18 protein-coding genes are annotated in these 20,602 nt (G+C 71.9%); 5 read left to right on the top strand and 13 right to left on the bottom strand.

Going from position 1 to position 20,602, the window contains the following annotated elements:
• Positions 1-24 precede the first annotated feature (24 nt).
• The gene (locus V4Y04_RS22950; protein ID WP_332430206.1) at positions 25-822 is read left to right on the top strand and encodes a decaprenylphospho-beta-D-erythro-pentofuranosid-2-ulose 2-reductase; all 798 of its coding nucleotides are present in this window, start codon (positions 25-27) and stop codon (positions 820-822) included.
• 78 nt (positions 823-900) lie between these two features.
• On the opposite strand, the gene V4Y04_RS22945 is transcribed toward V4Y04_RS22950, so the two are convergent.
• Together V4Y04_RS22945 and trpS are read right to left on the bottom strand one after the other, a co-directional pair.
• Positions 901-1,479 carry a 2'-5' RNA ligase family protein gene (locus V4Y04_RS22945; RefSeq protein WP_332430205.1) on the bottom strand — a complete coding sequence of 193 codons (579 nt, stop codon included), beginning with the start codon at positions 1,477-1,479 and terminating at the stop codon, positions 901-903.
• Between the two features lie 260 nt (positions 1,480-1,739).
• Positions 1,740-2,753: a tryptophan--tRNA ligase gene (gene trpS, locus V4Y04_RS22940; RefSeq protein ID WP_332430204.1), complete on the bottom strand. Its 1,014-nt coding sequence runs from the start codon at positions 2,751-2,753 to the stop codon at positions 1,740-1,742.
• Between the two features lie 131 nt (positions 2,754-2,884).
• On the opposite strand from trpS, the gene V4Y04_RS22935 reads away from it, so the two are divergent.
• From V4Y04_RS22935 to V4Y04_RS22925, 3 genes are all read left to right on the top strand, one after another.
• Entirely contained in the window at positions 2,885-3,445 is a 561-nt protein-coding gene (locus tag V4Y04_RS22935) for an RNA polymerase sigma factor (RefSeq protein ID WP_332430203.1), read from the top strand.
• Positions 3,442-4,350, top strand: a complete 909-nt coding sequence (locus V4Y04_RS22930) for a hypothetical protein (protein WP_332430202.1) — start codon at positions 3,442-3,444, stop codon at positions 4,348-4,350. Before V4Y04_RS22935 ends, V4Y04_RS22930 begins: the two co-directional genes overlap by 4 nt.
• A gap of 181 nt (positions 4,351-4,531) precedes the next feature.
• On the top strand, positions 4,532-5,245 hold the full coding sequence (locus tag V4Y04_RS22925; RefSeq protein WP_332430201.1) for a hypothetical protein: 714 nt from the start codon (positions 4,532-4,534) through the stop codon (positions 5,243-5,245).
• Positions 5,246-5,308: 63 nt separating this feature from the next.
• On the opposite strand, the gene V4Y04_RS22920 is transcribed toward V4Y04_RS22925, so the two are convergent.
• The 3 genes from V4Y04_RS22920 to V4Y04_RS22910 all read right to left on the bottom strand — a co-directional run bounded on the left by V4Y04_RS22920 (position 5,309) and on the right by V4Y04_RS22910 (position 8,778).
• Complete coding sequence (locus tag V4Y04_RS22920; RefSeq protein WP_332430200.1) at positions 5,309-6,757, bottom strand: glycine hydroxymethyltransferase; 1,449 nt, start codon at positions 6,755-6,757, stop codon at positions 5,309-5,311.
• Between the two features lie 459 nt (positions 6,758-7,216).
• Complete coding sequence (locus V4Y04_RS22915; RefSeq protein ID WP_332430199.1) at positions 7,217-8,440, bottom strand: glutathionylspermidine synthase family protein; 1,224 nt, start codon at positions 8,438-8,440, stop codon at positions 7,217-7,219.
• 35 nt (positions 8,441-8,475) lie between these two features.
• Positions 8,476-8,778 (bottom strand): hypothetical protein, encoded by a 303-nt coding sequence (locus V4Y04_RS22910; RefSeq protein WP_332432962.1) that lies wholly within the window; start codon positions 8,776-8,778, stop codon positions 8,476-8,478.
• Between the two features lie 275 nt (positions 8,779-9,053).
• On the opposite strand from V4Y04_RS22910, the gene V4Y04_RS22905 reads away from it, so the two are divergent.
• A complete protein-coding gene (locus tag V4Y04_RS22905; protein ID WP_332430198.1) occupies positions 9,054-9,509 on the top strand; it encodes a carboxymuconolactone decarboxylase family protein in 456 nt (151 codons plus the stop codon).
• A 191-nt stretch (positions 9,510-9,700) separates the two neighbouring features.
• On the opposite strand, the gene V4Y04_RS22900 is transcribed toward V4Y04_RS22905, so the two are convergent.
• From V4Y04_RS22900 to V4Y04_RS22865, 8 genes are all read right to left on the bottom strand, one after another.
• Positions 9,701-10,657 (bottom strand): ABC transporter substrate-binding protein, encoded by a 957-nt coding sequence (locus V4Y04_RS22900; protein WP_332430197.1) that lies wholly within the window; start codon positions 10,655-10,657, stop codon positions 9,701-9,703.
• Position 10,658: 1 nt separating this feature from the next.
• Entirely contained in the window at positions 10,659-12,605 is a 1,947-nt protein-coding gene (locus tag V4Y04_RS22895; RefSeq protein WP_332430196.1) for an ABC transporter permease, read from the bottom strand.
• Positions 12,605-13,780 (bottom strand): quaternary amine ABC transporter ATP-binding protein, encoded by a 1,176-nt coding sequence (locus V4Y04_RS22890; RefSeq protein ID WP_332430195.1) that lies wholly within the window; start codon positions 13,778-13,780, stop codon positions 12,605-12,607. Before V4Y04_RS22890 ends, V4Y04_RS22895 begins: the two co-directional genes overlap by 1 nt.
• A complete protein-coding gene (locus tag V4Y04_RS22885; RefSeq protein WP_332430194.1) occupies positions 13,780-15,327 on the bottom strand; it encodes a GMC family oxidoreductase in 1,548 nt (515 codons plus the stop codon). The genes V4Y04_RS22890 and V4Y04_RS22885 overlap by 1 nt, the downstream gene beginning before the upstream one ends.
• 342 nt (positions 15,328-15,669) lie before the next feature.
• On the bottom strand, positions 15,670-17,190 hold the full coding sequence (locus V4Y04_RS22880; RefSeq protein WP_332430193.1) for an aldehyde dehydrogenase family protein: 1,521 nt from the start codon (positions 17,188-17,190) through the stop codon (positions 15,670-15,672).
• 211 nt (positions 17,191-17,401) lie between these two features.
• Positions 17,402-18,124, bottom strand: coding sequence for a hypothetical protein (locus tag V4Y04_RS22875; RefSeq protein ID WP_332430192.1), 723 nt, complete (start codon positions 18,122-18,124; stop codon positions 17,402-17,404).
• Positions 18,125-18,587: 463 nt separating this feature from the next.
• The gene (locus V4Y04_RS22870; RefSeq protein WP_332430191.1) at positions 18,588-18,767 is read right to left on the bottom strand and encodes a hypothetical protein; all 180 of its coding nucleotides are present in this window, start codon (positions 18,765-18,767) and stop codon (positions 18,588-18,590) included.
• A 657-nt stretch (positions 18,768-19,424) separates the two neighbouring features.
• Positions 19,425-20,414, bottom strand: coding sequence for a malate dehydrogenase (locus tag V4Y04_RS22865; RefSeq protein WP_332430190.1), 990 nt, complete (start codon positions 20,412-20,414; stop codon positions 19,425-19,427).
• Positions 20,415-20,602: the final 188 nt, after the last annotated feature.

Raw genomic sequence — 20,602 nt, 5'->3', positions numbered from 1 at the left:
TATAGGGGCGATACGGTCACCGGCATGCCTGATGACACCGTCTCCCCCGCGGGATGGGACCGCATCGCTCCCGCCGCGGCCCGGCTGCCCCGGTCCCTGCTCGTCCTCGGCGGTACGTCCGAGATCGCCCTGGCCACGGCCCGCCGGCTGATCGCCCGCCGCACCCGCACGGTGTGGCTGGCGGGCCGGCTCTCCCCCGCGCTGGAACAGGCCGCGGAGCAGTTGCGCGGCCTGGGCGCCCAGGTGCGCGTCATCGCCTTCGACGCCCTCGACCCCGCCTCCCACGAGAATGTCCTCGGCGAGGCCTTCACGGACGGTGACATCGACATGGTGCTGCTCGCCTTCGGCACCCTCGGCGACCAGGCCCATGACGAGCGGTCGCCCCGGGCCGCAGTCCGGGTCGCGCAGACCAACTACACCGGCGCGGTCTCCTCGGGCCTCGTGTGCGCGGGCGCCCTCCAGAACCAGGGGCACGGCTGCCTGGTGGTGCTGTCGTCCGTCGCCGGTGAGCGGGCCCGCCGCGCGGACTTCATCTACGGCTCCAGCAAGGCCGGCCTGGACACCTTCGCCCAGGGCCTCGGCGACGCGCTGTACGGCACGGGCGCGCGCGTCATGGTCGTACGCCCCGGCTTCGTCCGTACCCGGACGGCCGGCGCTTCGCGCGGGGCCCCGCTCACCACCACCCCGGAGGCGGTCGCGACGGCGGTCGAGCTGGGGCTGCGCCGCCGCGCGGAAACGGTGTGGGTGCCGGGCAGGCTGCGCGTGGTGATGTCGGCGCTGCGGCACCTGCCCCGGGCGGTGTTCCGGCGGCTGCCGGCCTGAGGCCCTGCGGGCCGGAGATCATGCGGGGCCGGAGGTCATGCGGGCCGGAGACCCTGCGGGGGCCTGAGGTCACAAAGATCAGCGCGCGGTGACGGAGCCCCGATCGGCGCGGCCGGGCTGCGGGGGCACCACCAGCGAGCCGAACGGGAACTCCCGCAGCTTGCGCCACACCCCGTCGGCGCCCTGTTCGTAGAGCGCGAACCCGGTGCAGGGCCACCGCGCCTCGTAGTCGGCGAGTTCCTCGAAGGCGCGGTCCATCGCCGCCTCCTCGATGCCGTGCGCCACGGTGACGTGCGGGTGGTACGGGAACTGCAGCTCCCGCGGGACGGGACCGGACGCGTCGCGGACCTGCTTCTGCAGCCAGGTGCAGGCCTCGGCGCCCTCCACGATCTGGACGAACACGACCGGTGACAGGGGCCGGAAGGTGCCGGTGCCGGAGAGCCGCATGGGGAACGGGCGGCCGGTCGCGGCGACCTCGCTCAGATGCGTCTCGATGGCCGGCAGGTCGCCCTCGTCGACCTCCGTCGGCGGCAACAGGGTGACATGCGTGGGGATACCGTGAGCAGCGGCGTCACCGAAGCCCGCGCGCAGCTGCTGAAGCCGGCTGCCGTGAGGCTCCGGGACCGAGATCGACACACCGATCGTTACGGTCCCCACGTCGTCTCCTTCGTTCCGTCGTTGCCGTCGTTTCCGTTGTGGTGGTGCCGGTCCGGGTGGTGATACCGGTCCGGCACACAGCGGGTGACCGCCGGAGCGGCCGCCCTCGTACCGACTGTACGACCACGGCCCGCTCCCGGGCAGGCGCAGCCGGAGTGATGTACGGCGCTCACCCGGTGGTACGAGTCGGTACCGGGTCCGCGTTCAGTTCCGTGGTGACCGAAGCCGGAGCCGGGATCGGAATCGGGCCGGGGGCCGGGTCAGTGCTTGGCGGGCAGGAAACCCACCCGCTCGTAGGCCAGGGCGAGGGTCTCCGCGGCGACGGCGCGGGCCTTCTCGGCGCCCTTGGCCAGGATCGAGTCGAGCGTCTCGGGGTCGTCCAGGTACTGCTGGGTGCGCTCCTTGAACGGGGTCACGAACTCGACCATGATCTCGGCGAGGTCCGTCTTCAGCGCGCCGTAGCCCTTGCCGGCGTAACGCTCCTCCAGCTCGGCGACGCTCGTGCCGGTGAGGGTCGAGTGGACCGTGAGGAGGTTGCTCACACCCGGCTTGTTCTCGACGTCGTAGCGGATCACGGTGTCGGTGTCGGTGACCGCGCTCTTCACCTTCTTGGCAGTGGCCTTCGGCTCGTCCAGGAGGTTGATGAGGCCCTTCGGCGTGGACGCCGACTTGCTCATCTTGACCGTCGGGTCCTGGAAGTCGTAGATCTTCGCCGTCTCCTTGAGGATGTACGGCTTCGGGACGGTGAAGGTCGGACCGAACCGGCCGTTGAAGCGGTCGGCGAGGTCGCGGGTGAGCTCGATGTGCTGGCGCTGGTCCTCGCCCACCGGCACCTCGTTCGCCTGGTAGAGCAGGATGTCGGCCACCTGGAGGACCGGGTACGTGAACAGGCCGACGGAGGCGCGGTCGGCACCCTGCCGGGCTGACTTGTCCTTGAACTGGGTCATACGGGAGGCCTCGCCGAAGCCGGTGAGGCAGTTCATGACCCAGCCGAGCTGTGCGTGCTCGGGGACATGGCTCTGGACGAAAAGCGTGCAGCGGTCCGGGTCGAGTCCGGAGGCCAGCAGCTGGGCGGCGGCGAGCCGGGTGTTGGCCCGCAGCTCGGCCGGGTCCTGCGTGACCGTGATCGCGTGCAGGTCGGCGAGCATGTAGAACGCGTCGTGCGTCTCCTGCAGGGCCACCCACTGGCGGACGGCGCCGAGGTAGTTGCCGAGGTGGAACGAGCCTGCGGTGGGCTGGATTCCGGAGAGCACGCGAGGACTTTCAGAGGCCATGGCCCCTATTCTCTCAGGTTCCCGAGAGCGGTCCGGAACCGACCGGAAACAGGTGGGAACCGGATCGTCCCCGGCGGTGTAACAAGAGTGTGAGGACGCGGGAGGGGGGCCGCATCGTCGATGAGACCGCGGTGATCACACGGGTGCGCGCCGGAGAGCCGGAGGCGTATGCGGAGCTGGTGCGAGCCCATACGGGCATCGCGCTCAGGGCGGCCACCGCGCTCGGGGCGGGTGCGGACGCGGAGGACGTGGTGCAGCAAGCCTTCGTCAAGGCGTACTGCGCGCTGGGCAGGTTCCGGGAGGACATGGCGTTCCGGCCGTGGCTGCTGTCGATCGTGGCCAATGAGACGAGGAACACCGTGCGCGCGGCGGCCCGCCGGTACAGCCTCGCCGGCCGCGAGGCGGCGTTCGCGGAGACGGAGCCGGTGATACCGGAATCGGCGGATCCGGCGGTGGCGACGCTGGAGACGGAGCGCCGCGCCGCCCTGATGGCCGCTCTGGAGAAGCTGAGCGAGGAGCATCGTCTGGTCGTCACCTACCGCTATCTGCTGGAGATGGACGAGCGGGAGACCGCCCAGGCCCTGGGCTGGCCCCGGGGCACGGTGAAGTCGCGGCTGAACCGCGCCCTGCGGAAGCTGGAGCGTCTGCTGCCGGACTTCCGGCCCCGGGAAGTGGGTGACAACCGAGCATGAGCGAGTCGTACGACGATGGCGACGCCACCAAGGGCGGGCGCGCCGAGACCGCCCGGCTGCGAGAGGAGCTGCGGGCGCTCGGCCGGTCCCTGGACGGGCAGGGGGGCGCGGGCGGGCCCGAGTCGATGGTCGAGCGGGTGCTGGAGCGGATACTCACCGAGGACGTGCCCGTTGCGGTAACCGGGCCGCCGGGTGCCGCGGAGCGGCTGCGGGGGGCGCGGAGCTGGGCGCGGGCGCGGTGGCGGTCGCTGGCCGCCACGCTGTGCGGACTGCTGATGGTGCTCGCGTTGACGCCGCCGGTGCGGGCGGCGGTGTCCGACTGGTTCGGCTTCGGCGGGGTGGAGGTGCGGTACGACCCGTCGGCGGTGCCTTCTCCGGACGCCGAGGTGCCGGGCTGCGGGCGGTCGCTGTCGCTCGCCCAGGCGGAGCGGCAGGCCGGTTTCGCACCGCTGGTGCCGGAGGCGCTGGGTGCTCCGGACGCGGTGACGGTGAGCGGGCTGCCGCGCGGCCGGTTCATGGTGAGCCTGTGCTGGCGGGAGCAGGGGCGCGCGATCCGGCTGGACGAGTTTCCGGCCCGTCTGGACTTCACGTTCACCAAGAGCGTGCGGGAGCAGCCGGTGCGGTTGCCACTCGGCGGAGAGGGCTCCGAGGGCGGTGTGCCGGATCCGGCGCTGTGGTTCCCACGGCCGCATCTTCTGAGCTTCTGGCTGGTGGACGCGGACGGCCACCGGTTCACCCGGGAGAAGCGCACCGCCGGGCCGACCCTGCTGTGGACCGACCGCGGCGGGACCGCCGGTGTGGGGGATGCGGGTGAGGTGACGCTCCGGCTGGAGGGGGAGGCCTCGAAGACACGGGCGCTGGAGATCGCGGAATCCGTGGAGGAGCTGGGCGGGGCGGCGGGCTGACAGCCGGCCAGATGTCCGGGTGCGCCCCGGAATTGGGTCTGCCCGGCTGGGAACCCCGGCGGGTCGGGCGGTGTACCAGAAGTGACAGGCGGCCCATGCGTGGGCCGTACGGGGATCGACCGGCCGAGTGGGGGTCCGGATGCGCGGATGGACATGCAGGGTTCGACGTCTTACGGCGGGCATGGGCGCGTTGACGGCGGCGATGGCCCTGATGGTGTGGGGGGCGTCGCCCGCCTCGGCCGGGGGGCCGACGAGCGTGCTGGTGGTCTCGCCGGAGAGCGGGGAGACCGCGTCCCTGTATCACGACGACAAGAGGTATGCCGAGTTGGAGCGGCTGCTCGGCTCGATCGGCACGGGCGTGCGGGAGAAGCCGCCGGAGGCACCCTCGGCCTCGGCCCGGCTGATCAACGTGACGTGGATGGTGCACGATGTGACGCCCTGGCGTGTGGACCGGGTCTTCCTGGCGGACATGGGCCAGTACACGTGGATACACACGGCGGGGCATCTCGCCGAAACGCCGAACGGCCTCTGGCATCGCGCCGAGCACTCGTCGGATGTGCACAAGTTCCTGTTCGAGCTGGGCGTGATGGGCAAGAGGGCAGGCACGGGATCGGCCCCCGGGTTCTACCCGGCACCGTGGCAGACGGAGCAGGCCGGGTCGGGAACGGAACAGGCCGGCCCCGGGACGGACCAGGGTGCGGCCGCGGCAGCCTCCGAGACCCACGCCGCACCGGCGACGGGCGACGGCACCGACTGGTGGTGGGCGATACCGGGCCTGGCGGCCGGAGCGGCACTGGCCCTGGTGCTGCGCCCGTACGTGTTGCGGTTGCCGCTGATCCGCCGGCGGAAGGACCGGGAGGATCCGGGACCGAGGCAGGAGCTGCTGGACGCCTGACGACGGCGCATGGCGGCCCGGCACATGGCCGGACCGCCATGGGACGCGTCGAGAAGGAACTCCTCAGCCGAGGTCGATCTCCGGGTACAGCGGGAAACCGGCGACCAGGTCGGTGGCGCGGCGGGAGATCTCGTCCGCGACCTTCGCGTCGAGGATGTGCTGGGCCTTGGAGGGGGCACCCTTGCTGGTGGTGCCGGGCTCCGTGGTGGTCAGTACGCGGTCGATGAGGGCGGCGACCTCGTCCATCTCGGCGGTGCCCAGGCCGCGCGTGGTCAGTGCGGGGGTGCCGATGCGGATGCCGGAGGTGTACCAGGCGCCGTTCGGGTCGGCCGGGATGGAGTTGCGGTTGGTGACGATGCCCGACTCGAGCAGGGCGGCCTCGGCCTGCCGGCCGGTGAGGCCGTAGGAGGCGGCGACGTCGATCAGGTTGAGGTGGTTGTCACTGCCGCCGGTGACCAGGGTGGCGCCGCGGCTCATCAGGCCCTCGGCGAGGGCGCGGGAGTTGTCCACGATGCGCTGGGCGTAGTCCTGGAAGGCGGGCTGCCGGGCCTCCGCCAGGGCGACCGCCTTGGCGGCCATGACGTGCGGGAGCGGGCCGCCCAGAACCATCGGGCAGCCGCGGTCGACCTGATCCTTGAGGGAGTCGTCGCACAGGACCATGCCGCCGCGCGGGCCGCGCAGCGACTTGTGGGTGGTGGTGGTGACGATCTGGGCGTGCGGCACCGGGTCGAAGTCGCCGGTGAGGACCTTGCCGGCGACGAGACCGGCGAAGTGCGCCATGTCGACCATGAGCGTGGCACCGACCTCGTCGGCGATCTCGCGCATGATCCGGAAGTTCACCAGACGGGGGTACGCGGAGTACCCGGCGACGATGATCAGCGGCTTGAACTCGCGGGCGGAGGTGCGCAGGGCCTCGTAGTCGATGAGGCCGGTGGCCGGGTCGGTGCCGTAGGAGCGCTGGTCGAACATCTTTCCTGAGATGTTCGGGCGGAAGCCGTGGGTGAGGTGGCCGCCGGCGTCCAGGGACATGCCGAGCATGCGCTGGTTGCCGAAGGCGCGGCGCAGCTCGGCCCAGTCCCCGTCGGAGAGGTCGTTGACCTGGCGGACGCCGGCTTTCTCCAGAGCGGGGACCTCGACGCGCTGGGCGAGCACGGACCAGAAGGCGACCAGGTTGGCGTCGATGCCGGAGTGCGGCTGGACGTAGGCGTGGCGGGCGCCGAAAAGCTCCTTGGCGTGTTCGGCGGCCAGCGACTCGACGGTGTCGACGTTGCGGCAGCCGGCGTAGAAGCGGCGGCCGACGGTGCCCTCGGCGTACTTGTCGCTGAACCAGTTGCCCATCGCCAGGAGGGTGGCCGGGGAGGCGTAGTTCTCGGAGGCGATCAGCTTGAGCATCTCGCGCTGGTCGGCGACCTCCTGGCTGATGGCGTCGGCGACGCGCGGCTCGACGGCGCGGATCACGTCGAGGGCGGAGCGGAAGGCGGTGGAAGCGGTGGAGAGGGGCTCGGTGGGCATGAGGGACCTCCGGACGTGGCGTTCGGCGTTCACGGCATGGCGGCCCAGGCGCACGGCACTCGTACCGGGCCCACAGCACGGCCCGGGGGCCGCTCCCCGATGGTCGGTCCCATCCCAGCACGCCAGTCACGGCCCGTCGGCCAGCCTACCGGGCGGCGCGGAGGGCGGGGCGTGGCGTCCATCATCCGGTCGGGGGAATCCACCGGGGTACGGGCGTTCGCACGAGGACATGGCCCGGCGCGAAGACGTGGCTCGGGGCGCGGGCCTGGCCCGGGGTACGGACCTGGCCCGGGGTACGGGCGTTCGCACGAGGGCGTGGCCCGGCACGAGGGCGTGGCCCGGCACGAGGGCGTGGCCCGGCACGAGGGCGTGGCCCGGCGCGAAGACGTGGCTCGGGGCGCGGGCCTGGTGCGGTGTGCGGGCCAGACCCGGGGCTCGGACCAGGTGCGGGGCGCGGGACTAGAGGATCACGTGCGGGAGGAAGCGGGCGTACTCGTCGGTGATCAGGCCCGCCGACTCGCGGATGCCGAGACCGGCGGACTCGTCCCCGACCGTCCAGGCGCCGAGGACCACATGGTTGCCGTCGAAGTCCGGCAGCGGGGAGAGCTGCTGGTAGCAGCAGGGTTCGTCGCGGACCACGGGGGCGCTGCCCGGCGGGTGGATCGTCACCCCGGCCCCCTCGCGGCCGAGCAGTGGTTTGGCCACGTAGCCGGTGGACGACGCCAGGTCGCGGGGGCCGTCGAGGTGGGCCGGGAGGAGGTTGGGGTGGTCCGGGAAGAGCTCCCAGAGGATCGCCAGCAGGGCCTTGTTGCTGAGCAGCATCTTCCAGGCGGGCTCGATCCACAGGGTGCTGCCGGTGCCGCCGCCGTTGTCGAGGGTGTCGAGGACATGACCGGCGAAGCGGTCGGTGGTGAGCCACTCCCAGGGGTACAGCTTGAAGATGCTGCGGATGAACCGGAGGCCGTTGTCGACGAAGCGGCCGGAGAGCCGGTCCCAGCCGATCTCCTCCACGGTGAGCCACTCGGTGGCGAGGCCCGCCTGTTCGGCGGTCTCCTTGAGGTAGGCGACGGTCATGAGGTCCTCGCCGAGCACGTCGGCCGAGGAGTGGGCGAAGTACAGCGGGCTGCCCGGCGGGAGGAGCGCGGCCTGCTTACGCCAGGCGTCGACGAGGCGTTCGTGCAGGGAGTTCCACTGGTCGGCGCCGGGGAACCGTTCCTCCATCCAGAACCACTGGGGTGAGGCGGCCTCCACCAGGGAGGTGGGGGTGTCGGCGTTGTACTCCAGCAGCTTCGCGGGACCGGTGCCGTCGTAACGGAGGTCGAAACGGCCGTAGAGGGAGGGGAGTTCGGCCCGCCGGCGCCAGGCCTCGGCGACCGCGCCGGCGACCCGGGCATCGGTGATGCCGAGGTCGGCGAAGCGGTCGGCGGTGACGATGTGGTCGGCGGCCGCGAGGCACATGCGGTGCAGTTCCTCGACGACCTCCTCCAGCGCCTCCACTTCGTCGAGGCCGAAGACGTAGTACGCGCTCTCGTCCCAGTACGGGACCCAGGCGTCGTCGGGGACGGGGAGGCCCGCCGCCCGGTCGGCCTCGAGCGGCTCGGGCAGGGTGAGGGGGTAGATGAGCCCCTGTTCCTCGACGGTCTGCTGCCAGCCGGGGCGGGGTTCGATGGTGCGGCGTTCCACGGGCGGGTCCTTCGTTCCTTCGCTCGACGGGGTGGTCAGCCGCCGCTGCTGCCCGAGGACGAGCCGAAGCCGCCCCGGTCGACGGCCTTGCTCCGGCTGAAGGTGCCGTCGTCGGCCCAGCCGTCGCTGACGTCGGCGTCGTAGTACCAGTCGGCGTCGGCTCCCTCGCCGAGGGAACCGGAGCTCGTCGTGCAGTTCTCGTCGGCGACGATCCTGTAGCCGTTGAGGTGGTCGTAACTGTCCCGGTCCACGCAGCGGCGGTCCGGCTCCGAACTGCACGCGGACAGGGCCGCCGCGAGGAGCCCCGCGCCACCGAGCATCACCGTGCCGGACCGCATCCGCCGCCGTGTCCGCGCCGCGGGTATCGCCTTCGGGGCCGTTTCCTGAGCCACCGTCTCCTGGGCCACCGTCTCCTGGGCCACCGTCTTCTGAGCCGCCCTCTGGCCCGCCGTCTCCTGACCCGCCGTCTTCTGCGTCATGTTCTCCACTCCCCCGTGTGTGCCGCCTCGCCGCCGCGGTGCGCCGTGCTCCCCGGCTCGCGGCGGACAGCCTAGGCGCCGGGCGGCGAGAGGGGGCGGGGGACCCTTGAACACGGCCTCGATCGGCCATGGTTGTGGGGCTTTTGGGATGGTGTGCACGCCTGCTGCGGCGGCCCGTAAGGGGGATCGACCCGAAGCTGCTCGAGCTGGTGAAGATCCGGGCCTCGCAGCTCAACCACTGTGCCTTCTGCCTGGACATGCACAGCAAAAACGCGCTCGCGGCGGGCGAGAGCGTGGAGCGGATCGTGCAGCTCGCCGCTTGGGAGGAGTCGCGGCACTTCTACACAGCCAAGGAGCTCGCGGCGATCGAGCTGACCGAGGCGGTGACGGTCCTGACTGGGGGCACCTCCCAGACGAAGTCTGGGGGAGGGTTCGTGCCGGACGAGGTGTACGGGCGGGCCGCCGAGCACTTCGGGGAGGCCGAGCTGGCACACCTGATCGCCGCCATCACGGTGATCAACGCCTGGAACCGGTTCGGCGTGACCTGCCGCCTCGCTCCGGGCCACTACCGGCCGGGCTCGCACGCCTGACCGGCACCCGGCCCTCGGCACCCGCCATCCGGCATCCGGCATCCGGCATCCGCCGCGTGACCGCGCGTGTCGCGTGACAAGCGGCCCCGGGTTCACCTCGCTCGGTGATCCCGGGGCCGCGCGTCATATCCGGTCCGCTCCGGACCGACCGTCAGGCGGACCGGACCGGGGACCGGTCCCCGGTCCGGTCCTCAGGACAGCCAGGCCTTCCAGGTGGACTCGTTGCCGTCCACCCATTTCTCCGCCGCCTCCTGAGGCGCCATCCGCTGCTCGGCGATCATCAGGGAGACCTCGTTCTGGTCCTCGGTCGTCCACTGGAACTTCTTCAGGAAGTCCGCCGCGTCGCCGCCGTCCTTCGCGAAGTCCGCGTTGAGGTACTTCTGCAGCGGAGTGTGCGGGTAGGCGCAGGCGACCTTCTCCGGGTCGGCGTCGCAGCCCTCCTCGTACTCGGGCAGCTTCACCTCGGTCATCGGCACCTTCGCGGACAGCCACTGGGGTGTGTACCAGTAGCTGAGGAAGGGTTTCCTCTCCTTGGCGAACTGCTGGATCTGGGTGATCTGCGCGGCCTCCGATCCGGCGAACACCACCTTGAAGTCCAGCTTCAGGTTCTTCACCAGCGCCTTGTCGTTGGTGAGGTAGGCCGGTGACCCGTCTATCAGCTGGCCCTTGCCGCCGCTCTCCGCGGTGCGGAACTGATCGGCGTACTTGTTGAGGTTCTTCCAGTCGGTGATGTCGGGATGCTTCTCCGCGAAGTACGTCGGCACGAACCAGCCGATGTGCCCGGTGACCCCGAGATCACCGCCGGGCGTGATCGTCTTCTTGTCCTGGACGTACCGCTGCTCCTGATCCGGGTGACCCCAGTCCTCCAGGATGGCGTCGACCCGGCCCTGGCTGAGCGCGTCCCAGGCGGGCACCTCGTCGACCTGCACGGTGTCGACGCGGTAGCCGAGTTCCTGCTCCAGCAGGTACTGGGCGACGGCCACGTTGGCCTGGGCGCCCACCCAGGACTGCACGGACAGGGTGACCGTCCGCGCGCCCTCGGCGTTGGCGAACGGCGATGCCTGCTTGGTCATGTCGGCGGCGCCGCAGCCGGTCAGCAGGACGAGCGCGGACACTCCGGCCACGGCCGACGTCGTACGAAGTCGCATCTCAGGCTCCCTTCTTCGCGCGGCGTTCGGTGGGCTGGGTCACCCGGTCGAGCATCAGGCCCAGGCAGACGATCGCGGCACCGGCGACCAGGCCGGTCGCCAGGTCGCCCTGGGCGAGGCCGAAGACGACGTCGTAACCGAGTGCGCCACCGCCGACCATGCCGCCGATGATGACGACGGCGAGGACCAGGACCACGCCCTGGTTGACGGCGAGGAGCAGCGCCGGGCGGGCCAGCGGGAGCTGGACCTGGCGCAACTGCTGGGCACTGGTCGCGCCGAGCGAGCGGGCCGACTCCAGGGCCGCCGGGTCGACCTGGCGCAGCCCCTGCGCGGTGATACGGACGACGGCCGGCAGCGCGTAGACGATGGCCGCGGCGGCGGCGGGGGCGCGGCCGACGCCGAACAGGGCGACGACCGGGATCAGGTACACGAACTGCGGCATCGTCTGGAACACGTCCAGCACGGGCCGCAGCAGACGATCGACGCGGTCGCTGCGTGCCGCGGCGGCACCCGTCGCGAAGCCGATGACAAGGGTGACGGCGACGGCCGCGAGGACCTGGGAGAGCGTGTCGAGGGACGGGTTCCACACCCCGAGCACCCCGATGGCGGCCATGGCGAGGACGGCGGTGAGCGCGGTGCGCCAGGTGCCGATCAGCCAGGCCAGGGCGGCGACGACGAGCAGCACCGACCACCAGGGCAGCCACTGCAGTCCGTCCCGCACCGGGTCGAGCACCCAGGTGGTGAAGCGGGCGGCCCAGTCGGCGGTGCCGCCGACGACGGGGACACCCGAGTAGAGGTGGTCGGTCATCCAGTCGACGGCCCGGTTGACCGGTCCGGCGATCGCGACGACCCACCCGTCCGGCCACTCCAGCCGGTCCGCCAGACGTCCGGCGACCGCGACGGCCGTGGCGCCGGCCACGACGTACAGCCAGTGCGTACGGGGCCGGGGTGTCCCGTCGGTGTTCGCCCCGGCCGCGGCGGTGACGCGGTCCAGGACGACGGCGAGGAGCACGATCGGGATGCCGGCGGCGAGGGCCGCGCCGACGTCGACGGAGGCCAGCGCCTGGTAGACGCGGTCGCCGAGGCCGCCCGCGCCGATCACCGAGGCGATGACGGCCATGGACAGCGCCATCATGATCGTCTGGTTGAGGCCGAGGAGGAGTTCCCTGCGGGCCAGCGGGATGCGGGCGGTCAGCAGGCGCTGACGGGCACCGGCGCCGAGCGACTCGACGGCCTCCAGCACCTCCTTGTCGGCGCCGCGCAGGCCGAGCGAGGTCAGCCGGGCCATGGGCGGCGCGGCGTAGATCACGGTGGCCAGGACGGCGGCGGGGACACCGATCCCGAACACCAGCACGACCGGCAGGAGGTAGGCGAAGGCGGGGAACACCTGCATGGTGTCCAGCACCGGGCGCAGAACGCGGTCCAGGCGGTCGGAGAGTCCGGCGGCGAGTCCCAGCAACGCGCCGAGGACGACGGACGCGGCGACCGCGACCACCATCAGGGCGAGCGTCTGCATGGTGGGCACCCACATGCCCAGCAGACCGCAGGCGAGGAATGCGACAGCGGTGCCGAGCGCGAGCCGCAGGCCCGCGACCCGCCAGGCGACCAGCCCGGCGACGGCGGTCACTCCCGCCCATCCGACGGCGAGGAGGGCGAGGTAGACGGCTCGTACGGCGAGGACGACGACGTTGCTGACGTGGCCGAAGAAGTGGAGGAAGAGGGGGTGGGAATCCCGGTTGTCGATGATCCAGTCGCTGGCGTCGGCCAGCGGTCCGGAGACGTCGACGGTCAGCGCCTCGGGCCAGCCGCCACTCGCCCAGCGGGCCGCGGCGAACGGGACGAGGACCACGGCGGCCGCGGCGAGCAGCAGAAGCTTGCGCACGGCGGCACGTCCGAGCAGGCCCGGCCGCTCGCCGGCCCGGGGGGCGGCGGCGGTGACGGTCGCCATCAGACGGCCCCCTCGGGGCGCTCCGCCCCTGCGGAGGGCTCGGGGGCGGCTGCGGGCTCAGGTCCGGCGGACGGTTCCGTGGCGGCGGGCGTCCCCATCCCCGCGACGACCGACAGCAGGGCGGCGGAGTCGACGATTCCCACACAGCGGCCCTGGTCGAGGACCCGGGCCGGGGAGCCCGCGCGGGCGACGGCCTCGATGGCCTCCGACACCGTGGCGTCGGGGCGGACTGCGGGTCCGCTGCCGGCCTCGTCCGCCGACGAGGCCGGGCGCATGGCCGTACGGACGGTGAGGACCTGTTCGCGCGGGACGTCCCGGACGAAGTCGCGGACGTAGGCGTCGGCGGGCGAGCCCACGATCTCCTCGGGGGTGCCCAGCTGGACCACCCGCCCGTCGCGCATCAGGGCGATGCGGTCGCCCAGCCTCAGCGCCTCGCTGAGGTCGTGGGTGATGAAGACCATCGTGCGGCCCTCCTCGCGGTGCAGCCGGATCACCTCCTCCTGCATGTCGCGCCGGATGAGGGGGTCGAGCGCGCTGAACGGCTCGTCGAACAGCAGCACCTGGGGGTCGACGGCGAGCGCGCGGGCGAGCCCGACGCGCTGGCGCTGACCGCCGGAGAGCTGGGCGGGTCTGCGCTGCTCCATGCCTTCCAGGCCCACCTTGGCGACGACCTCGGCGGCCTTCGCGCGCCGCTGCGCCCGGCCCATGCCCTGGATCTCGAGGCCGTAGGCCACGTTGTCCAGGACCGTGCGGTGCGGCAGCAGGCCGAAGTGCTGGAAGACCATGGCGGCCCGGTGCCGGCGCAGTGCGCGCAGCCGTGCCTTGTCCATCGCGCGCACGTCCTCGCCGTCGATGGCGATGGCGCCCGCGGTCGGCTCGATCAGCCGGGTCAGACAGCGCACCAGCGTGGACTTGCCGGAGCCGGACAGGCCCATGACGACGAAGACCTCGCCCTTGCGGACGTCGAAGCTCACGTCCCGGACGGCGACCGTGCAGCCGGTGCGGGCGCGCAGTTCGGCCGGGTCGAGTGCGGTGAGCCCGGGGTCGCCGGGGACGCGGCCGGCCTTCGGGCCGAAGACCTTCCACAGTCCTTCGACGGAGAAGACGGGCGGGCCGCCCTCCGGGTCAGCGGTGGCACCGGAGGGCTGGGGAGTCGCAGAGGTCGCGGTACTCATCACGCATCGCCTCCGATCAGGTCGACGGCCCGCTCGCCGACCATCAGCACGCCGATCATCGGGTTCACTGCGGTCATGGTCGGGAAGACGGAGGCGTCCGCGATCCGGATGCCCTGCATTCCGCGGATCCGCAGTTCGGGGTCCACCACGGCCAGTTCGTCGGTCGCGGCGCCCATCCTGCAGGTGCCCGCCGGGTGGTAGACGGTGTGCGCGACCTTGCGGGCGTACTCGCTCAGCTCCTCGTCACCCGTGACGTCGGGGCCGGGAGCCACCTCGCGCTTGAGCCAGTGGGCCAGCGGCTCGGTCTTCGCGATCTCGCGGGCGATGCGGATGCCGTCGACGAGGGTGCGGCCGTCGTAGTCGTCCTCGTCGGTGAAGTAGCGGAAGTCCAGCGCGGGCTTGACCTCCGGGTCGGCGCTGGTCAGGTAGAGCCGGCCGCGGCTCTTCGGCTTGGGGATGTTCGGGGTCATCGAGACGCCGAACTCCGGCCGCTGGTAGCCCAGTCGCTCCGGATTGTCCGTGAACGGGATCTGGTAGAAGTGGAACATCAGGTCGGGTCCCGCGTGTCCGGGGTCCCGGCGCACGAACAGGCCGGCGTCGGAGTCCATCGCGGAGTTGTCCGGGATGGGCCCGTCCGTCTCCCAGACGATCACCGACTCGGGGTGGTCGAGCAGGTTCTCGCCGACACCGGGAAGGTCGTGCGCCACGGGTATGCCGAGCGCCTCCAGGTCGGCCTTCGGGCCGATACCGGAGTGCAGCAGGAGCCGGGGCGAGTCGACCGCGCCGGCGCACAGCAGGACTTCGCCCCGGGCCCGGACGAGGATCTCCTCTCCGTCCTTGGTGCGGACGTGGACGCCCTCGGCGCGGGTTCCGTTCAGTTCCAGCCGGTACGCCCAGGTCTCCAGCAGGATCGTCAGGTTGGGGCGTTCGTCCATCACCGGGTGCAGATACGCGACCGACGCCGAGGAACGCTTGTTGTTCTCCGGGTGGTAGGCGAGGTCGAAGAAGCCGACGCCCTCGTCGAACGGCTTCTTGTTGAAGCCCTCGACGCGCGGCACGCCGAGTGTGGCCTGTGCGGCGTCGACGAAGTCACGGGCGATGGCGTTCCGGTCCTTCTCGTCGACCGGGACGATGTTGTTCCTGAGCCGGGTGTAGTACGGCTCCATCCGCGTCGCCCCCCACCCCTGGGCGCCGGCCTGCTCCCACTCGTCCCAGTCGGACGGGAGCGGCTTGAACGCGATGAGGGTGTTGTGCGAAGAGCATCCGCCGAGCACGCGGGCCCGGCTGTGCCGGATGTGCGAGTTGCCGCGCGGCTGCTCGGTGGTGGGGTAGTCGTAGTCCAGCTCGCCGCCGAGCAGGCCCATCCAGCGGCGCAGGGTCAGTACGTCGTCGCGGCCGACGTCACTGGGACCGCCCTCGATGACCGCGACGGTGACGTCGGGGTTCTCCGTCAGCCGGGAGGCGATGACGGATCCTGCGGTGCCACCACCGATGACGACATAGTCGTACGTGTGTTCGTGGGCATGTTCGTGAGCGTGATCTGGCATGGGCTACTCCTCCGGGAACTCGGAAACAAGGGGTGTCGGCGGAGCCACGGGCGAAACCCCGGGCAGGGGAATGCTCGAAGTGGTACGTCGTCACGCGGGAAGCACGGGACGCGTGGGAAGCACAGGACGTGCGGGAAGCACGGGGCGCACGGCAGGTGAAGGGCTCCGGGGCGGGCGGCCTCGGAGAGGGCTCCGGGGCACTCTCCCGGGGGAGGGTGCCCCCGGTGTGCCGTCCGGCGGCCGCGACCGCACGCGGGCGGCGTGTGCGCTGTGCACGCCGAGGGTGCCTCCCGCGGGGCGCGGGCGCCGTGTTCACCACGGGTGCCGCTCGGTGGTGGCGGCTCAGCCCGCGAACCAGCGCACCGGCTTCGGCGCGAGGTTCTGGTAGATGTGCTTGGTCTCGCGGTACTCGGCGAGGCCCGCCGGGCCGAGTTCGCGGCCCACTCCGCTCTTGCCGAATCCGCCCCACTCCGCCTGCGGGAGGTAGGGATGGAAGTCGTTGATCCACACGGTGCCGTGGCGCAGCCGTCCGGCCACCCGCCGGGCGCGGCCCGCGTCGGTGGTCCAGACGGCACCGGCCAGCCCGTACTCGGTGTCGTTGGCGAGGTCGACGGCCTCGTCCTCGGTGCGGAAGGTCTCGACGGTGAGGACCGGCCCGAACACCTCCTCGCGCACCACCCGCATCTCGCGGTGGCAGTGGTCGAGGACGGTCGGCTCGTAGAAGTAGCCGGCCTCGGGCCGCTCGGCGGACGGCTCGGGCCGCTTGCCGCCGGAGCGCAGCACCGCGCCCTCCTGCAACGCGGAGGCGACGTACGCCTCGATCTTGTCGCGCTGCTGTTCCGAGACCAGCGGTCCGCACTCGACGCCGTCCGCGGTGCCCCGGCCGAGCCTGATCCTCTCGGCGCGGCGGGCGAGTTCGGTGACGAAGCGGTCGCGGACGGACTCCTCGACGATGAGCCGCGCACCCGCCGAGCAGACCTGGCCGCTGTGGATGAAGGCCGCGTTGAGCGCCTGGTCGACGGCGGTGTCGAAGCCCTCCTCGGTGGCGCAGGCGTCGGCGAAGACCACGTTGGGGTTCTTGCCGCCGAGTTCCAGGGCGACTTTCTTCACGCCCGGCGCGGCGGCCTGGGCGACCTTGGTGCCGCTGGCCAGTCCGCCGGTGAAGGAGACCAGGTCGACGTCGGGGTGCTCGGCGAGCCGGGCGCCGACGGTGTGGCCGGGGCCGGTGACGATGTTGGCGACACCGGCGGGCAGTCCCGCCTCGGCCAGCAGGGCGATGAGTGCGACGGTGGTCAGCGGAGTGATCTCGCTGGGCTTGACGACGAAGGTGTTGCCGGCCGCGAGCGCCGGGGCGATCTTCCAACTGGCCTGGAGCAGCGGATAGTTCCAGGGTGTGATCATGGCGCAGACACCGACGGGCTCGTGCACGACGACGCTGTGGACGTCGGTGGAGCCCGCGTCGACGACCCGGCCGGGGGCCTCCCCGGCGACCAGGTCGGCGAAGTAGCGGAAGGCGTCGGCGACACAGTCGATGTCGACGCGCCCCTCCTCGACGGTCTTGCCCGCGTCCCGGCTCTCCAGCAGGCCGAGTTCCTCCCGGTCCCGGGCGAGGAGACCGGCGACGCGGCGCAGCAGCGCGGCCCGCTCGGCAACGGGGGTGTGCGGCCACGGGCCCTCGTCGAACGCCTGCCTGGCGGCGGCCACCGCGAGGTCGGTGTCCTTCTCGTCGCCCTCCGCGACGACGGCGAACGGCAGGGCGTCCGCTGGGTCGAGGATCTCGCGCGTGGCCCCCGAGACGGCCGCCCGCCACTCACCTCCCGCGTGGATGGAGGTGCGCGCCTGAAGCTCTGTACTGTCCGCCATGATCGCCTGCTGCCTTCCGTTCCTGTTCAGCGCCCATGAGTGACACAGGTCGAATGACCATGTCGAGTCACACGGGCGTCACCCACGGAACGGGAGGGCTCCTTCCCTCGAACCCCGAATGCATGCGCGATTCATCACGGGAAGTGTGCCGCATCACAGAACATGCGGTCGAAGCAGGGAAAAACATCGCAAAACTCCGGTCCGGGTCGGTTCAGCCGGAGTCCATGGCGGTCCCGCAGGTGGTCTCCGCCGGACAGAAGTGTCCGAGGGCGGTCCGGATCAGTTCCCGCTCGTCCTCGTGACCGTCGGAGTCGGCCCCGTAGGCGGCGAGCGCGTACAGCTTGCCGTCGGCGGCCTGGAAGCGCAGGTCGACGACGTGCCAGGTCCCGATGTCGGGCTCCCCCCTCATGGAGTCCGCCAGGTACTCCAGCCGGGAGCCGGTGAAGTCGCCGTCGTCCAGCGTCTCGAGGGAGAGCCGCTCGAATCCGGGGGCCTTGGGGGTGGCGTCGGAGAGGAACAGTTCGTACGACGCGTCGGGCGAGGGCTCCGCCACCTCGAACACCTGGAGCCGCATGCCTCGGTCGGGACTGCGGTAGGTGACCACGTCCATCCCGTACTGGGAGGACACACTGCTACGGGTCCACCCCGTGGGGCGGGCGATGGTGAAGCCCTCGGAATCGGCGTACCGGTCGTAACCGGCGGGGACCGTACTGTCCGGATCGGGAGCGGGCGAGGTGGGCTCCTCCGCGGCGGACGTCGGCTGCCTCGGGGCCGGGACCTCCTCCGTCCCGGGCGCCCCGGAGCCGGCCGGCCGCGACACACTCGCCGAGGCGGCCTTGTCGTCCCCCTGGCCGTCCTCCCCGTTGCCGCCTCCCAGGGTCTGGGTCAGCGCCAGTCCCACGACCACCCCGACCACGGCGGCCCCGCCCACCACGGACCACACCCGCCTCCGGTCGAGCCCGTGCCGAGCCGGGGGCGGGCCCGGGAAAACGGGCGGGACGAAGGGCCCGGCGGGGCCGTGGGGCAGCTCGGGGGACGACCAGGGGGACGGTGCGGGCGGCCCGGCCGCCGGCGGGGCAGCGCCGCCCGGCCATCGGATGCCCGTGAGGGTGGGAGCGGAGAACAAAGCATCCGGAGGCGGCGGGGCAGCCGGGGACCGGGCACCCGGGGATGACGGAACCGCCGGAGGCGGCGTCACCGCCGGAGGCGGCGTCACCGCCGGTGAGGTCGCGGCCTCGTCCCCCGTCTCCCCCGTCTCCCCCGTCTCCCTCTGTGCCCTCTGCCCCTCCGGGCCCCTCTCCTCCCAGCGCTCGGTCTCCTCGTTCCAGTACCGCGGTGCCCCGTTCATCGCTTCCCCCCTCGTTCCCCTCGCCCCTTCGGTCTTTCGCCCACCGGTGTCACATCCCGAGCAGCCCCGCCACGGTTGCGGCCGAGGCGAGCAACGCCGTGAGTGTCCCGGCGCCCGCGAGCAGGTCACGCAGCCGCCGGCGGCGGCTCTCTCCGGCCGTACCGGTCCGGTCGGTCTCCTCCTCGGTCTCCGCCAGGGCCTCGTCCAGCTGCGCGTGCGGTCTGCCCACCGAGCCTCAGCCGGGCCGGATCGGCCCGCAGTTCCCTCACCGCGGCGAGCGGTTCCGCACCGGCCGCGTCACCGGGCGCCGGGGCCCCGTGGCGGCTCTCCGCGTGTGCGTTCCCACCGATGGCGAAGGGACCGCGGTGGACGTCCCCGATGCGGACGCCGCCCTCCTCACGCGCCGTCATCGCCGGAGGCTCTCCTCCGCGGCGCGGGGCCACCGTTGGTGGCGCTGGAGTTCTCACCGGCGCCACGATCCGCTGTTCATGGAGATACGGCTCGCAGATGACGCGGTCGCGGTAGTCGGGGTCCACGTAGACGCCCCCGCACAGCAGCCGGGTCGCCTCGCCGGCGTGCGGCGCGACGGACGCGGCCTCCGGCGGGGCCGGGCCGTCCGGGTGATCCGCTCGCCGCGGCACGTGGACGGTGCTCATGGCGGTCCCCCCGATGCTGCGTGCGTCTTCGGCGACGGCTGAGTTGACGAGACATCAGCATAGGGGAGGGATTGAGCCGAAAGGAAGCAGATTGTCAAGAGTGCGATCATGTGACATGCGTCAAGCTTTGGCCAGTACTTTGATCCCCGTACGCGGACGGACCCCGCACCGGTCAGTACCGGGGCGGGGTCCGGGGTGCGTGGCCTGTGGCCCGCGGTCGGACGAGGTGATCAGATGAGGCCGAGGCCGCGGACCGCCTCGCGCTCCTCCTCGAGCTCCTTGACGGAGGCGTCGATGCGGGCGCGGGAGAAGTCGTTGATCTCCAGGCCCTGGACGATCTCGTACGCGCCGTCCTTCACGGTGACCGGGAAGGAGGAGATCAGGCCCTGCGGGACGCCGTAGGAGCCGTCCGACGGGATGCCCATGGAGACCCAGTCGCCGTCCGCGGTGCCGTTGACCCAGGTGTGGACGTGGTCGACGGCCGCGTTGGCGGCGGAGGCGGCCGACGAGGCGCCACGGGCCTCGATGATCGCGGCACCGCGCTTGGCGACGGTCGGGATGAAGTCCTCGGCCAGCCACTTCTCGTCGTTCACGACCTCGGCGGCGTTCTTGCCGGCGACGGTGGCGTGGAAGATGTCCGGGTACTGGGTGGCGGAGTGGTTGCCCCAGATGGTCAGGCGCTTGATGTCGGCGACCGTCGAACCCGTCTTCTTCGCCAGCTGCGTCAGCGCGCGGTTGTGGTCCAGACGGGTCATCGCGGTGAAGCGCTCGGCAGGTACGTCCGGAGCCGCGGCCTGGGCGATGAGCGCGTTGGTGTTGGCCGGGTTGCCGACCACGAGCACCCGGATGTCGTCCGCGGCGTGGGCGTTGATGGCCTGGCCCTGCGGCTTGAAGATGCCCCCGTTGGCCTCCAGGAGGTCACCTCGCTCCATGCCCTTGGCGCGCGGGCGGGCGCCCACGAGAAGGGCGACGTTGGCCCCGTCGAAGGCCACGTTCGGGTCGTCCGAGATGTCGATGCCCTGGAGCAGCGGGAACGCGCAGTCGTCCAGCTCCATGGCCGTGCCCTCGGCCGCCTTGAGCGCGGGGGTGATCTCCAGCAGCCGCAGCTTGACCGGCACGTCCGCGCCGAGCAGCTGGCCGGAGGCGATGCGGAAGAGCAGGGCGTAACCGATCTGGCCGGCCGCGCCGGTGACGGTGACGTTCACGGGAGTGCGGGTCATGGCGTTCTCCGTATGACAGCTGGCGGTGGGGCGTCCCTGCCCCGGGGTACGGGATCCCGTCCGGCTCCTGACCGGTGCCCGCCGCGATGATCGATCACCGGTACGGAGAGGTCGCCGCCACGATGACCGATCTCTTGGCGTCAAGAGATCCAGCGGTCAGGCTATCGCGCATCCACGATCGCGGACGG

Source organism: Streptomyces sp. P9-A2 (genome assembly GCF_036634175.1).
Taxonomy (GTDB): Bacteria; Actinomycetota; Actinomycetes; order Streptomycetales; family Streptomycetaceae; genus Streptomyces; species Streptomyces pratens.
The sequence above is the reverse complement of the archived record's forward strand: the minus strand, read 5'-3'. Positions and strand labels throughout refer to the sequence as shown.